15 protein-coding genes and 1 pseudogene are annotated in these 13,865 nt (G+C 73.1%); 11 read left to right on the top strand and 5 right to left on the bottom strand.

All coding sequences use genetic code 11. The features are described from left to right. Positions 1-116 precede the first annotated feature (116 nt). The 3 genes from PT931_RS10005 (at position 117) to PT931_RS09995 (ending at position 4,410) form a co-directional block, all read left to right on the top strand. Positions 117-551, top strand: coding sequence for a hypothetical protein (locus tag PT931_RS10005; protein ID WP_456245427.1), 435 nt, complete (start codon positions 117-119; stop codon positions 549-551). Further along, positions 548-2,695, top strand: a complete 2,148-nt coding sequence (locus tag PT931_RS10000) for a bifunctional polysaccharide deacetylase/glycosyltransferase family 2 protein (protein ID WP_456245426.1) — start codon at positions 548-550, stop codon at positions 2,693-2,695. The genes PT931_RS10005 and PT931_RS10000 overlap by 4 nt, the downstream gene beginning before the upstream one ends. Before the next feature lie 173 nt (positions 2,696-2,868). After that, positions 2,869-4,410 (top strand): M4 family metallopeptidase, encoded by a 1,542-nt coding sequence (locus PT931_RS09995; protein ID WP_456245425.1) that lies wholly within the window; start codon positions 2,869-2,871, stop codon positions 4,408-4,410. 79 nt (positions 4,411-4,489) lie between these two features. On the opposite strand, the gene PT931_RS09990 is transcribed toward PT931_RS09995, so the two are convergent. Next, positions 4,490-5,236 carry a hypothetical protein gene (locus PT931_RS09990; protein WP_456245424.1) on the bottom strand — a complete coding sequence of 249 codons (747 nt, stop codon included), beginning with the start codon at positions 5,234-5,236 and terminating at the stop codon, positions 4,490-4,492. Positions 5,237-5,450: 214 nt separating this feature from the next. Between PT931_RS09990 and PT931_RS09985 the strand changes: the two genes are divergently transcribed. The 3 genes from PT931_RS09985 (at position 5,451) to PT931_RS09975 (ending at position 7,257) form a co-directional block, all read left to right on the top strand. Continuing rightward, the gene (locus PT931_RS09985; RefSeq protein ID WP_456245423.1) at positions 5,451-6,065 is read left to right on the top strand and encodes a hypothetical protein; all 615 of its coding nucleotides are present in this window, start codon (positions 5,451-5,453) and stop codon (positions 6,063-6,065) included. Next, entirely contained in the window at positions 6,058-6,708 is a 651-nt protein-coding gene (locus PT931_RS09980; protein ID WP_456245422.1) for a class F sortase, read from the top strand. Before PT931_RS09985 ends, PT931_RS09980 begins: the two co-directional genes overlap by 8 nt. 105 nt (positions 6,709-6,813) lie before the next feature. Continuing rightward, entirely contained in the window at positions 6,814-7,257 is a 444-nt protein-coding gene (locus PT931_RS09975; protein ID WP_456245421.1) for an SRPBCC family protein, read from the top strand. 35 nt (positions 7,258-7,292) lie between these two features. On the opposite strand, the pseudogene PT931_RS09970 reads toward PT931_RS09975, so the two are convergent. Continuing rightward, positions 7,293-7,382 (bottom strand): annotated as a pseudogene (locus PT931_RS09970) (alpha/beta hydrolase fold domain-containing protein); the annotation flags it as partial. 151 nt (positions 7,383-7,533) lie between these two features. Here PT931_RS09970 and PT931_RS09965 point away from each other — a divergent pair. The 3 genes from PT931_RS09965 to PT931_RS09955 all read left to right on the top strand — a co-directional run bounded on the left by PT931_RS09965 (position 7,534) and on the right by PT931_RS09955 (position 10,118). Then, positions 7,534-7,875 carry a hypothetical protein gene (locus PT931_RS09965; RefSeq protein ID WP_456245420.1) on the top strand — a complete coding sequence of 114 codons (342 nt, stop codon included), beginning with the start codon at positions 7,534-7,536 and terminating at the stop codon, positions 7,873-7,875. Next, complete coding sequence (locus PT931_RS09960) at positions 7,872-8,144, top strand: DUF4235 domain-containing protein (RefSeq protein WP_456245419.1); 273 nt, start codon at positions 7,872-7,874, stop codon at positions 8,142-8,144. Before PT931_RS09965 ends, PT931_RS09960 begins: the two co-directional genes overlap by 4 nt. 231 nt (positions 8,145-8,375) lie before the next feature. Then, complete coding sequence (locus tag PT931_RS09955) at positions 8,376-10,118, top strand: lamin tail domain-containing protein (protein ID WP_456245418.1); 1,743 nt, start codon at positions 8,376-8,378, stop codon at positions 10,116-10,118. Positions 10,119-10,163: 45 nt separating this feature from the next. Here PT931_RS09955 and PT931_RS09950 read toward each other — a convergent pair whose 3' ends face one another. From PT931_RS09950 to PT931_RS09940, 3 genes are all read right to left on the bottom strand, one after another. Beyond that, the gene (locus PT931_RS09950; protein WP_456245417.1) at positions 10,164-10,724 is read right to left on the bottom strand and encodes a hypothetical protein; all 561 of its coding nucleotides are present in this window, start codon (positions 10,722-10,724) and stop codon (positions 10,164-10,166) included. 317 nt (positions 10,725-11,041) lie between these two features. Next, positions 11,042-11,467, bottom strand: coding sequence for a nucleoside deaminase (locus tag PT931_RS09945; RefSeq protein ID WP_456245416.1), 426 nt, complete (start codon positions 11,465-11,467; stop codon positions 11,042-11,044). Between the two features lie 59 nt (positions 11,468-11,526). Beyond that, on the bottom strand, positions 11,527-12,414 hold the full coding sequence (locus PT931_RS09940; RefSeq protein ID WP_456245415.1) for an LLM class flavin-dependent oxidoreductase: 888 nt from the start codon (positions 12,412-12,414) through the stop codon (positions 11,527-11,529). A gap of 92 nt (positions 12,415-12,506) precedes the next feature. On the opposite strand from PT931_RS09940, the gene PT931_RS09935 reads away from it, so the two are divergent. Both PT931_RS09935 and PT931_RS09930 read left to right on the top strand, forming a co-directional pair. Continuing rightward, on the top strand, positions 12,507-12,962 hold the full coding sequence (locus tag PT931_RS09935) for an Lrp/AsnC family transcriptional regulator (RefSeq protein WP_456245414.1): 456 nt from the start codon (positions 12,507-12,509) through the stop codon (positions 12,960-12,962). 142 nt (positions 12,963-13,104) lie between these two features. Beyond that, entirely contained in the window at positions 13,105-13,848 is a 744-nt protein-coding gene (locus tag PT931_RS09930; RefSeq protein ID WP_456245413.1) for a 3-oxoacyl-ACP reductase family protein, read from the top strand. The last annotated feature ends 17 nt before the right edge of the window (positions 13,849-13,865 follow it).

The following is a 13,865-nucleotide window of genomic DNA, read 5'->3' as shown; positions in this document are numbered from 1 at the left end:
TACCGGGTTTTCGCGCATCGATCCGAACGGCCATCCGTTACACCGCGAACGTGTGATTCATTCCGCCCCTTTCCGCGTTGACCGGGCGTTTCCGGGGCCGCGATGATGTGCCGGCCATGGCCGCACCCCCCACCGCCTCCCCGCGCCGGCGCGCCCCCGCACCCACCGACGGTGACGGCGACAGCCCGGTCTTCGTCGACCCCTCCGGCCGGCGGCGCGGCCCGGTCCGGATCCTGGGCCTGGTCCTCGGCGGCGGGCTGGTCGTGCTGACGGCGCTCCTCGTGGCCGGCCTGTTGGGCGCGTCGCCGGTGCCGCTCCCCGGCTGGCCGGGCGCCGAGCCGGCCCGCACCGGACAGCCCCCGACGACCCCGGGCAACCCCCGACCCACCCCGAAGCCGGGTACGGCCCGGCCGGTGGTCACCCCGCCCGGCACGAGGGCCCCGCGTCCCACGGTGAGCGGCGCGCCCACGCCCACGGCGGTCCCGACGACCAACCCGGGCAGCGACAACCGGCACGTGCCCAGCCCCAAGCCGTCGCGCGGCAGGCCGTGACCGCCCGGCACGGCGCGCCCCGGACACCGCCGACGCCGCGCGCGCACTGGGTACTCCTCCTGCTCGGCATGGTCCTGCTGCTGGCCCTGCTGACCCTGCACGGCTACACCCACGACCCGGGCGGCGGCACCGGGGCGCGGCGCGGGGCGACCGGAGAGGTGCCGGCCCAGGTGACCGCCGGCGGGCCGGTGATCCGGCTGGACGCCGGCGGGCCGCGCTCGCGGGGGATGCCAGAGCGGACGATCGCGTTGACGTTCGACGACGGGCCGGATCCGGTGTGGACGCCGCGGATCCTGGACGCGCTGCGCCGGCACGGGGCGCACGCGACGTTCTTCGTGGTCGGCACCCGGGTGAACGAGCATCCCGGGCTGGTCCGCCGGATCCTCGCCGAGGGCCACGAGCTGGGCGTGCACACCTACACCCACACCGATCTCGGGTCGGCCCCGGACGTGCGCGCGGACCTGGAACTGTCGCTGACCCAGAGCGCGATCGCCGGGGCCACGGGTACCCGCACGGCGCTGTTCCGGCCGCCGTACTCCTCGACGCCCACCGCCGTGGACGGGTCCGGCTGGCGGGTGGTGCGCGACGCCGGGGCCGCTGGCTACGTGACGGTGCTCGCCGACCTCGACACCCGGGACTGGTCGCGACCGGGGACGGCGGCGATCGTCGCGGCGGCCACCCCGCGCCGGCCCGGGGCGGGCGCGGTGGTGCTGCTGCACGACGCGGGCGGCGACCGGTCCCAGACGGTGGCCGCGCTCGACCTCCTGCTGCCGGTGCTGGCCCAGCAGGGGTACCGCGCCACGACCGTCTCCGCCGGCCTCGGCGATCCGGCCCCCGTGGCCCAGCCGGCCCCCGCCGCCGCGAAGGCCTCCGGCACCGCGCTGCGGACCGCCCAACGGATCGCGGACGTGCTCGCCGGGGCGCTCAGCGCGTTCCTCACGGTCGCCGTGGTCCTGTCGGTGGCCCGGCTGCTGGTGCAGATCTGGTGCGCGGAGGCCCACCGCCGCCGGATCCGCCGCGACAAGGCGGCGCTGCGTTCCGGGGCGCGGGCCGTGGTGTGGTCGCCGGTGTCCGTGCTGGTGCCCGCGCACAACGAGTCCGCCAACATCGCGGCCACCGTCCGTTCGCTGCTCGACACGGACCATCCGGAGGTCGAGGTCATCGTCGTGGACGACGGTTCCTCCGACGGGACGGCCGACATCGTCGAGGCCCTCGGACTGCCCGGGGTCCTCGTGGTGCGCCAGGCCAACGCCGGCAAGCCGGCCGCGTTGAACACCGGGCTGCGCCACGCCCGCCACGACCTGGTCGTCATGGTGGACGGGGACACCGTGTTCGAGCCGACGACCATCACGAGACTGGTACAGCCGTTCGCCGACCCAAGGGTGGGGGCGGTCAGCGGCAACACGAAGGTCGCCAACCGGCAGGGGATCCTGGGGCGCTGGCAGCACCTGGAGTACGTGATCGGGTTCAACCTCGACCGGCGGATGTTCGACCTCGCCCAGTGCATGCCGACCGTGCCGGGCGCGATCGGCGCGTTCCGCCGCGAGGTGCTCACCGACGTCGGCGGGGTCTCCGACGCCACCCTGGCCGAGGACACCGACCTGACGATGGCGGTCTGCCGGGCCGGCTGGCGCGTCGTGCACGTCGAGGACGCCCGCGCCTGGACGGAGGTCCCCGCCACCCTGCGCCAACTGTGGCGGCAACGCTACCGCTGGTGCTACGGCACCCTGCAGGCGATGTGGAAGCACCGCCGGGCCCTGGTCGAACGCGGCCAGGCGGGCAAGCTGGGCCGGCGGGGCATCGGCTACCTGGTCCTCTTCCAGCTCGTCCTCCCGCTGCTCGCCCCGGCGGTGGACGTCTACAGCGTCTACGGCCTGATGTTCGGTGACCCGGTGGAGACCGCGCTCGTGTTCGGCGGCCTCGTCGTCCTCCAGCTCGGCACGGCCGGCTACGCCCTGCACCTCGACCGCGAACCCCGGGTATCCCTGTGGGTGCTGCCCCTCCAGCAGGTCGTCTACCGCCAGCTGATGTACCTCGTCGTCATCCAGTCCGTGGTCACCGCCGTGCTCGGCGCGCGGTTGCGCTGGCACCGGATGCACCGGACCGGTGCGGCCTCGGCCATGGTGGACGCGCGCCGGCCGTAGCCCCGCAGTACCCGGAAAACCACTGTGTTTGTCAGGGTTCTGCTCAAGAACTTGCGTCCTTATCGATCTCTGACAATAAGTTTTCCTTAAGGGACGCAACGCCTGGGCGGGATCCCGCGATAGCTGGGGACCGGGCGGCAGTCCGGTGCCACCTCTCGCAGACAGGACTTCGCATGCGTCGTTCCATCGCCCTCCTCGGCGTGGTCACCACGGCGGGCCTCCTGGCCGCCGCGGTGCCCGCCACCGCTCAGCCCACCCCACCCGGGTCCGACCGGGCCCTCGCCGCGATCGGCCAGCTCCGCGCGCACGGCGGCGAGGCCAGCGCCGACGCGGACCAGACCTTCGGGGTCCGCAACGTCGCCACCGACGCCGACGGGACGACCCACACCCGGCTGCACCGGTACTACAAGGGCCTGCCCGTCGTCGGCGGCGACCTCGTAGTGCACTCCGACAGCCGGGGCGGCTGGCGGGGCGTCAGCCAGACCCTGACGGCCGCGCCGAAGCTGTCCACGAAGGCGGGCCTGTCGGCGGCCGACGCGGGCGGCCGGGCGCTGGCCGCGTCCCCGGCGGCCGTGAAGAACGTCGACGGCCAGCAGCTGGTCGTGTTCGCGGACAACGGCGTGACCCGGCTCGCCTACGAGGTCGTCGTCGGCGGGCTCCGGGCCGACCAGACGCCGAGCGCGTACCACGTCGTCGTGGACGCGCACACCGGTGACGTGCTCGACGGCTGGGACACGGTCATGGCCGAGGGCACCGGCCACGGGTACCACGTGGGGGATGTCGCTGTCGGCACCACCCTGACCGGCGGCACCTACCAGCTCAACGACGCCACCCGCGGCGGCGGGAAGACCTATGACCTCAACGGGGCCACCACCGGCACCGGCACCCTCTTCTCCGCGGCGAACAACGTCTTCGGCGACGGCACCCTGGGCAACCGGGGCACCATCGGCGTGGACGGCCACTACGGCGCGGCGATGACCTGGGACTACTACAAGAACGTGCACAGCCGCCTCGGGATCCGCAACGACGGCGTCGCCGCCTACAGCCGGATGCACTACGGCACCAACTACGTCAACGCGTTCTGGTCCGACCAGTGCTTCTGCATGACCTACGGCGACGGCGACCTGTCCCAGGGCTGGTCCCCGCTGACCTCGCTCGACGTGGCCGGCCACGAGATGAGCCACGGCGTCACCTCCGAGACGGCGGGCCTGCGCTACAGCGGCGAGTCCGGCGGCCTGAACGAGTCGACCTCGGACATCTTCGGCACCCTGGTCGAGTTCTACGCCAACAACCCGACCGACCCGGCCGACTACATGGTCGGTGAGGAGATCCGCACCAACGGCACTCCGCTGCGCTACATGGACAAGCCGTCCCGGGACGGGAAGTCGGCCGACTGCTGGTCGAAGAACGTCGGGCGGCTCGACGTGCACTACTCGTCCGGCGTGGGCAACCACTTCTTCTACCTGCTCGCCGCCGGTTCGGGCGCCTCGCAGTGGGGCGACAGCCCGACGTGCGACGGCTCGACGGTCACGGGCATCGGCAACGCCAAGGCCGGGGCCATCTGGTACCGGGCGCTCACGGTCTACATGACGTCGCGCACCTCGTACGCGGGCGCCCGCACGGCCACGCTCAGCGCCGCCCGGGACCTGTACGGCGCGTCGAGTGTCGAGTACACCCGGGTCGCGGCGGCCTGGTCCGCGGTCAGCGTCAACTAACGGGAGAGGCCCCGCCGCCGGTGACCGGTGACGGGGCCCGCGAAGGGTGCCCGGGACACGTCCCGGGCACCCTTTTCCGTTACCCGGCCGTGCCGGAGTCCGGGCGTCGGCGCCGCACGGTGCGCAGGGCGACACCGCTGGCGATCAGCGCCGCGGCGACGGACACGATGGCCATGACGCCGACACCGGTCACCGGGAGGTCGGACGACGGCGGGGGAGTCGACGGGCTCACCGACGGCACCGGCGCGGACGGGGAGGCCGACGGCGACGCGCTGGCGGACGGTGACGCGCTCGGCGACGGTGACGGGCTCGGCGACGGCGACATCGAAGGCATCGGCGACGGGCTCGGCGTCGGCCCGCCCGTCGTCGGGCAGGTGTGCGTCAGGTTGAAGTTCCCGCCCGGCGGCGGGGCGTTACCCGTGATGGTCGCGGTGCCGGCGGTGAGCGTCCACCCCGGCTCGGTCTGGATGTACGCCTTGGAGGTGCCGGGCCCGCCGCTGATGCCGCCGCCGTCGGTGGGGATGGTCAGCACCACGACGGACAGGTCCGGCTTCTGGAACGTCAGCGTGAGCGAGACGAACTCCGAGTCGTTGCCCGGGAGCACGAACACCCAGCCGTCCAGTGTGGGGCTCGCCCCGCCGGGGATGTTGTCGCAGGAGTGCGGGTCGAAACCCTCGGCCGTGGCGGGAACGTTCCCGGGGTTGATCGGGATGGCGATGTCCGCCTTCGCGGTGGTCGGCATCGCCACCAGGCCGACCAGGCCGGTCAACAGCAGGGCGCCGAGGATCACGGCGACCTGGATACTCCGGGTATGTACTCGTTGCACGAATAACTCCTGAAATGATGTAGCTATCAAAGGGCGCACTTCGCGCCATGCTAACGGCGAAACACGCTCATATTGCCAATTCCGTAAAATCCACTTAAATGGACTTTCTATCGGCGTGTCGTCCTCGATCGTGCGGGTGACCCCATACCTTATGTCAGATATGCGACATGACTTTGGGGGTGCCATGGTTCACGTCAGGGCGAGAAACCGGGTTGTGGCGGGGGCCGTCGGCCTCGGGCTCGGCGCGCTGGTCGGCATGCTGTCCGCCGCGCCCGCGTGGGCGAACACCACCGCCGCGATCAACCCGGCGCACCTCGGCACCCAGGCCGGTGCGTTCGAGCAGAACTGCGGGGACTTCCAGGGCGGCGCGAGCCCCACACTGGACGGCTGGGTGTTCGTGCTGACCGACCAGCCGCGCGACTTCGTCAGCCTGAGCCTGACGTTCAGCGGCGTCACCTACAACATCCCGCCCGACGGCACGATCTCGGCACCGTCGCCGGCGACCTCCAAAGCCTTCATCCAGGTACCGGCCGGCACCACCCTCGAGGCCGCCAGCGCCATCGTCACCGGCGAGGGCGAGTCGATGAAGTTCAACGTGACCCACACCTGCAAGTCGACCGGCGGGCCCTCGCCGTCCCCGTCGCCCCGGCCGTCCACCTCCACGTCCGCCGGACCGTCGACCTCCGCCCGTCCCGCCCCGAGCGGCGCGGCCGGCACGGGTGGCGGGGGCAGCCTGAACTCGCCCGTGGTGACCGCCGCCGCCGTCACGCTGGGCCTGCTCGGGGTCGGCGCGGGGCTGATCATCGCCCGTCGCCGCGAGGGTGCCTGACCGGCGCACCGTCGGGCGGACGATCGGGGCGGCGTCCCTGGGACTGCTCGGCTGGGGTGCCTGGCGCCTCGCCGGGCCGACCGGGCCTCCGACGCCGCCACCGCTCGCGGTGCGCGAACCCGACCCGCCCGCCGCCGCCCGGCTCGTGCAGCGACCGCCGGCGTGGACGGGGCCGGTCATGCCCCGCTCCGCGCCGGTGAAGCTGGCCATCCCGGCGATCCGGCTGGAGGCCTTCATCGACACCGTCGGCCTGACCCGCGACGGCCGGATCGAGACCCCGCCGTACGAGCGGGCCAACCGCGCCGCCTGGTACCGGTTCGGCCCCACCCCCGGCGAACCCGGCCCGGCCGTGATCCTCGGCCACGTCGACTCCAAGAGCAAGGTCGCCGTGTTCTTCTACCTCACCCGGCTCACCGCCGGCGCGCCGATCGAGATCAGCCGCGCGGACGGCAGCCGGGGCCGGTTCACGGTCGACTCGGTGGAACGGTTCGCCAAGGCCCGGTTCCCCACCGACCGGGTCTACGGTTCCTCGCCGGTACCGGCGCTGCGGCTCGTCACCTGCGGGGGCCAGTTCGACCGCCGGCGCCAGGAGTACCTGGACAATGTGATCGTCTTCGCGCACCTGACCGACGTCCGCCCCTGACCCGGCGCGGGTCCCGGGCCGGGGAACTCCGGGTCCGGTCCTGGCCTATCGTGACGGGCGGGGAACCGTACGCCGCACGGGTTCCCGTCCCGAGGGGAGGCCCGCGTGTCGCGGACGGAACGCACCATCAGCGCCACCCCGGAACAGGTGTTCGCGGTACTGGCGGACGGCTGGTCCTACAGCGCCTGGGTCGTGGGCACCGACCACATCCGCCAGGTGGACGAGACCTGGCCGGCCGCCGGGAGCAGGCTGCACGTCACCGTGGGGCCGTGGCCGGTGGCGGCGCCCGGCACGACGACGATGGTCTCCTGCGAACCGCCGCACCGCATGGTCATGTGCCCGCGGGTGTGGCCGCTGGGGGAGCTCACGGTCACGATCACCCTGGTACCCGATCCGGACGGCCGGACCCGGGTGGTGCTGGAGGAGGAGTTCACCGGCGGCGCGCTCCGCGGGCTGCGCAACAAGATCAACGACGGGGCGCTGGAGGGCCGCAACCGCGAGGCGCTGCGCCGGCTGGCCCACCTCGTCGAACACGGCCCCACGGCCTAGGCGTCAGCCCCGAACCACCCCCGCAACGCCGCCACGGCACGGAGCGGATCGTGTTCGGCGGTGACGACCAGGGCCGGCGGGAGCCCGCGCAGGTCCGGGGCGAGCAGGGGCGAGGCGAGCGGACTCGGTCCGTTCGCGCGGTCCGGCCGGGCCGCCGGGGCTGGGAACGGGACATGGTCGGGCGCGATTCCGGTTAGGGGACGCCGTCGCCGGGTATGTGGCCGGGAGCCGCGAAGGGTGCGGCCGCCACGTACACCAGCGCAGGAGGAACCTCCCATGGCCACGGCCCCAATCACCACGAGTCCGGCGGACGCGAGCCCGTCGGTCACCGCCGCGTCCCCGACGGAGGCGGGCGATCTCTCCACCGCCCGCGACCAGCTCTCCGAATCCTTCGCCGAGCCCGGCGACGAGAACGCCGCCACCCGGCTCGCGGAGGCCGTCACCGGTCAGGTGCGCGAGTGGGCCCCGCACGTGCGGGCCGCCGCCGCCGACAACCGGGTCCGCGCCGCAGCCGGGGCCGTTTTGGCCCTGGTCCTGGTCGTGGCCGGCGTCCGGCGCAGGCGGACCAACCGGCGGATGGACCAGCGGATCGCCGCGTACCTGAAGAAGATGCGATGACGAAGGGCACCCTGCTGTACAAGCCGGTCGGCCTCCTCGGCAGCCTCGCCGCGGGCGCGGTCGCGGGACTGGTGTTCAAGCAGGTGTGGCGGCTGGTCTCGGGTTCCGACAGCGCCCCGGAGGCCACCGACCGCCGGCACGGCTGGACCGAGGTGCTCGTCGCCGCCGCTGTCCAGGGCGCGATCTTCGGTGTGGTGAAGGCCGCCGTCGACCGGGGCGGCGCGAAGGGCTTCGAGAAGGTCGCCGGCACCTGGCCCGGCGAGGAGTAGCGCACCCGCCGCGCCCGCCCCGCCCGCCCCGCCGACCAGGCCGGGCGGGCGCGGCGCGTCGGCCGCGGAAGCCTTCCGCCCAGCGGACTGTGTGTTGTGTGGACCGTTCGCCGCGTGTTCACGTGGTTGTCGTCGGTGTGCCGGAGGCTGTCCCGGGGCGCGCCGCCCCCGCCCGTGACCCCCGAGAAGAGGACCGGCTCCATGCGTACACATCGGCATAGATCTTTGGGTTTGGCTGTTGTCGTCCTGTCCGTCGCCGCGCTCGGCCTGACCGGGACTCCCGCGGCGGCGAAGGCGCAGGCCGCGTCCGTGCGGATCAACGAGGTCGAGTCCAACGGCGGCTCGCCGGGCGACTGGGTGGAGCTGGTCAACACGGGCAGCACGGCCGTCGACGTGTCCGGCTGGGTCCTCAGGGACAACGACAACAGCCACACCCTCACGATCGCGACGGGCACCACCATCGCGGCCGGCGGCTACCGGGCCGTCGATGTCGAGACGGTGTTCGGGCTCGGCAGCGCCGACTCCGCGCGGCTGTACCAGCCCGGCGGCAGCACCCTCGTGGACACCTACACCTGGACCGCGCACGCCAGCACCACCTACGGCCGCTGTGCCGACGGCACCGGGGCGTTCACCACCACCACGGCGTCGACGAGGGGCGCGGCCAACGCCTGCCCCGGCGGCACCGCGGTGGTCCGGATCAACGAGGTCGAGTCCAACGGCGGCTCCCCGGGTGACTGGGTGGAGCTGGTCAACACCGGCACCGCCGCGGCGAACCTGTCCGGCTGGGTCGTCAAGGACAACGACAACAGCCACGCCTTCACGATCCCGACGGGTACGACGCTGCCGGTCGGCGGCTTCCTCGCGCTGGACGTGGAGGCGTCGTTCGGCCTGGGCAGCGCGGACTCCGCCCGGCTCTACAAGCCCGGTGGCAGCACCCTGGTGGACACCTACACCTGGACCGCGCACGCCGCCGCCACCTACGGTCGCTGCGCCGACGGGACCGGCGCGTTCACCAGCACCGCCCCGGCCACCAAGGGCGCGGCGAACGCGTGTGGCTCCACTCCCGGCACCACCTGGCCCGGGGACGCGGCGGTCACCGTCGCCGACGGGTCGAACGTGTTCGGTACCAACCTCAGCGGGCTGTCCTTCCAGGACTCCGGCGTGCTCTGGGCGGTGAAGAACGGGCCCAGCATGATCTACCGGCTCGTCCCGGACGGCGCGAACTGGCGACCCGACCCGGCCGGCGGCTGGGGCTCGGGCAAGACCCTGCGGTACGCCAACGGCGGCGGAGAACCCGACGCCGAGGGGGTCACGGTCACCCCCGACGGCACGTTCGTGGTCACCGAGCGCGACAACGGCAACAGCGACGTGAGCCTCGTGAAGGTGCTGCGCTACGACACCGCGTCGGGTGCGGGCACGCTCAACGCGGCCGCCGAGTGGAACCTCACCGCCGACCTGCCGTCGATGGCGCCCAACAGCGGGCCCGAGGGCATCGCGTTCGTCCCGGACGCGTACCTCACCGCGAACGGGTTCCTCGACGAGCGCACGGGTGCCGCCTACCAGCCCGGCTCGTACCCCGGTCACGGCACCGGCCTGTTCCTCGTCGGCGCCGAGGCCAACGGCACGGTCTACGCCTACGCCCTCCAGGCCGGCGGGACCTACGCCCGGGTCGCCACCGTCACCAGCGGTTTCCCGGCCGTGATGGAACTCGAGTTCGAGCCCGGCACCGGCCGGCTGTGGGCCAGCTGCGACGACACCTGCCAGGGCCGGTCCGCGACGCTGGCCATCAACGCCCAGGGCAGGTTCGCCGTCACGGCCACGTACGACCGGCCCACCGGCATGCCGGACTACAACAACGAGGGGTTCGCCATCTCCCCGACGGCCTGCGTGAACGGCCGCAAGCCGGTGCTCTGGGCCGACGACTCCAACGACGGCGGCCACGCCCTGCGCGCCGGCACCCTCACCTGTAGCTGACGCCCGTCGGAGGGCGGTGCCATCCGGTGCCGCCCTCCCGGCCGTTCAGTTCCCAGGGGCGGGCTTCGCCTTCCAGGACTCCGCCGCGCGCCGGTGCTGGGCGGCCCGGACCAGCAGGGACGGCCCGCCGACCAGGGTCGCGAAGCTCCCGAAGAAGCTGACGAGCAACCAGGGGTCCGTCGGCGCGTCCTCCTCGACGGTCTGGCCGGCCTTGGTGAAGAGGTGGTACGCCGCGACGAGGAACCCCACCACCAGGACCGCGCCGGCGACCGCGCAGATCCGGGCCCGCAGCGACTCGCGCCGGGCGCGTTCCGCAGGGCCCAGGGCTGCGAGGCCACCACGGCGTTCGAGCTCGGCGGTGATGATCGCCTTCGCCTCGGTGTTGCTGAGCCCGAGTTCCGCCACCAGGCGTCGCTGCGGGACGAGCAGCAGGAGCCCGATGCCGACCCCGATGGCTCCGCCCAGCGGGAGCGGGAACGAGACGCCGGAGGCGACCAACAGGACGAACACCACGATGATCACCGGCAGCGTGACCAGCAACGAGATCTTCAGACGCTGATGGGACTGGATCAGACGGTGACGGTCGTACTGGCTGAGGGTGCGCACGGTGTCGGGTGCCCTTTCGCTCGGGGGCTCCATTTTTCCCGGTTCCGGGGCCGGCTGGGAGTCGTGCGAATACCGGACACGCGCGCCGCCGCCCAGCGCCCGGGACGCCGCCCGTGACAGGGGTTCGCGGCGCCCGGCATGCCCGTCCGGGTTCCTTCGTGCGCTGAGCGGGCGGCGGTGCGGGTTCCCTCGTGCGCTGAGCGGGCGGCGGTGCGGGTTCCTTCGTGCGCTGAGCGGGCGGCGGTGCGGGTTCCTTCGTGCGCTGAGCGGGCGGCGGTGCGGGTTCCTTCCTGCGCTGAGCGGGCGGCGGCCAGGGTTCAGACGTAGTAGCCGGTCAGCGGGGCCCGCGCCTCGTCCGGCAGGGCCGGGCCCTCGACGCGCAGGGCCGACGGCGGTGCCGGCGGCTTCAGCGCCGTGAGCTGGTCGGTGGACAGCGCGAACACCACCCGGCCGAGGCCGGAACGCTCGATCGCGCCCTGGCACATGCCGCACGGCTGGCAGCTGGTGTACATGGTGGTGCCGGCCGCGGTGTCCGGGTCGAGTTCGCGCGAGGCCCACAGGGCCAGTTTCAGTTCGGGGTGCGCGGTGATGTCGTTGTCGGCCGTCACGGTGTTGTGGGCCTCGATGAGTACCCGGCCGTCCGGGCCCACCAGGAGCGACGCGAACGGCCCGTCGCCGGTGGCGCGCGCCGCGGCGGCGAGTTCGAGTGCCCTGCGGAGCAGGCGTTCATCGTCGGGGGTCATGAGTGTTCCTTCGCGGTCGGTTCGGGTCCGTGGGAGCGGGCGCTCCGACGGTGTTCGGTTCAGGCGGTGGCGGGCTGAGCGGTCGGTGCGGTCGGTGCGGTCGGTGTGGCCGGTTCGCGGTGGGCGGCCACGGCCGCGAGCATCCGCCACGCCGCCTCGGGCCGGAGCGTCTCCGCCGGGTCACCCTGGTACGGGTCGAGCACGACGGTCCCGGCGCCGAGTCCACGCAGCCGCGCCAGGTCGTCGGCGACCTGTTCGATCGTGCCCTCGCCCGCCCCCCGATCGGGCCCGGTCACGGGCGTGTCGGTCAGTCGCAGCTGGATCCGGGGTGCCAGGGCCGGCACCGGCAGCCCCTCCTCGGCGGCGACGGCCCGCAATCGGTCCACGGCGGTCCGGAACCAGTCGAGGGTGAACCGCAGCGGATGCCACGCGTCGCCGAGCCGGACGGTACGGCGCAGGGCGGCGTCGCTGTTGCCGCCGATCCAGATCGGGATCCGCCCGGCCCCGTAGTCGGCCTCGTCGGCCCAGGCGGCCCGGAGCGCCCGCAGGTGCTCGTCGGTCAACCGCCCCCGCCGGTCGAACCGCACGCCCAGCGCCTCGAACTCCTGCCGGGCCCAGCCGACCCCCACCCCGAGCACCAGTCGGCCGCCGCTGAGCTGGTGGAGGTTCGCGGCCATCCGGGCGACGAGCAACGGGTGCCGGTACGGCATGAGCAGCACCGTGGTGCCCAACCGGACCCGGTGGGTGATCCCCGCCAACCAGCTGAGGGTGGTGAACGGCTCATAGAACGGGGCCGGGTACTGCGCCGCCACGTCCGGGGTGATCGCCACGTGGTCGGACACCATCAACAGGTCGAAGCCCAGACCCTCCACGGTCTGCGCCCAGCTCCGCAGCACGCCAGGGTCCGTACCGGGGCCGAAGTTGGGGACGTTCACACCAATCTGCACGTGCACAGACTATCCCCGCTGATCAAGGCGGGGAATGGGATGCTCCCGCCATCGGAGGCGCTCGGCAGGGGATTCCCCGGTACTCTCCCCGGATGGCCGAGATTCTCGATCCGACCGACTGGGCGATCCTGGGCGAGGTGCAACGCGACGGCCGGATCACCCTCACCGAGCTGGCCCGACGGGTGAACCTCGGCGCCTCCGCCACCACCGAGCGCCTGCGCCGGCTCGAGGCCACCGGCGTGATCACGGGGTACCACGCGGCGGTGGACCTGACCAGGGCCGGCTACCCGGTGCTGGCCGTCGTCCGCCTGAAGTACCCCGGCAGTCAGCACCAGCCGCTGCACCAGCTCCTCGCCGAGCGCTCCGAGATCCTCGAGTGCCTGCGGACCACAGGGGACGACTGCTACACGCTGAAGGTGGCGGCCACCTCGATGTCCCACCTCGAACAGCTGATGAACGAGCTGGCCCGGTTCGGCAGCACCACCACCAACGTCGTCTACAGCCAGACCCTGCCGTACCGGGGCCCCCGGCCGCCCGACCACAGCTGAACGACCGGTGTGTGCCCCGACCCGAGCCCGGTGGCCGGACAGCCGACGCGTGCCCGACGCGACGTCCGAATGGCGCCAGACACTCCGGCCGGACCCGGCGAACATGGACAGGACCGCGCACACACCATGGAAAAGAGCGAACATGAGCTGGGTACTCGAGGGCAGGGTCGCGTTCGTGACCGGCGGGAGCAGGGGCATCGGCGAGGCGGTCGTGCTCCGGCTGGCCGAGGACGGAGCTGACGTCGCGCTGACGTATCAGCACAGTGCCCGGCGCGCGGAGGCGGTGGTGGAACAGGTCAAGGCCCTGGGCCGCCGCGCCTGGGCCGTCCGGGCGGACAGCGCCGACCCGGCGGCGGTCCGCGACGCGGTGGACCAGGCCGCCGCCGAGTTCGGCCGGCTCGACATCCTGGTCAACAACGCCGGGATCGGAGTGCTCGGCCCGGTGGAGGAACTGTCCCTGGAGGACATCGACCGGGTGCTGAACGTCAACGTCCGGGCCCCGTACGTCGCCGCGCAGGCAGTGGTCCGGCACATGGTCGACGGCGGGCGGATCATCAACATCGGCAGCTGCATGGCCGAGCGCTCCGCGTTCGCCGGCGGTTCCCTGTACGCGACGAGCAAGACCGCCCTGATCGGCATGACGAAGGCGCTCGCCCGGGAACTGGGCCCGCGGGGCATCACCGCCAACCTGGTCAACCCCGGGCCCACCGACACCGACATGAACCCCTCCGACGGTCCGGGCGCCGATCTGCAGCGGGACTTCACGGCGCTCGGCCGCTTCGGCCAGGCGTCCGATGTCGCCGCGACCGTGGCCCACCTCGCGGGCGCGGGCGGCCGCTACATCACCGGCGCGGCGATCGCCGTGGACGGCGGGTTCGCCGCCTGACCCGGGCGCGGGGGCGG

Source organism: Longispora urticae, from assembly GCF_053902585.1.
This window is presented reverse-complemented; position numbering and strand designations above follow the sequence as displayed.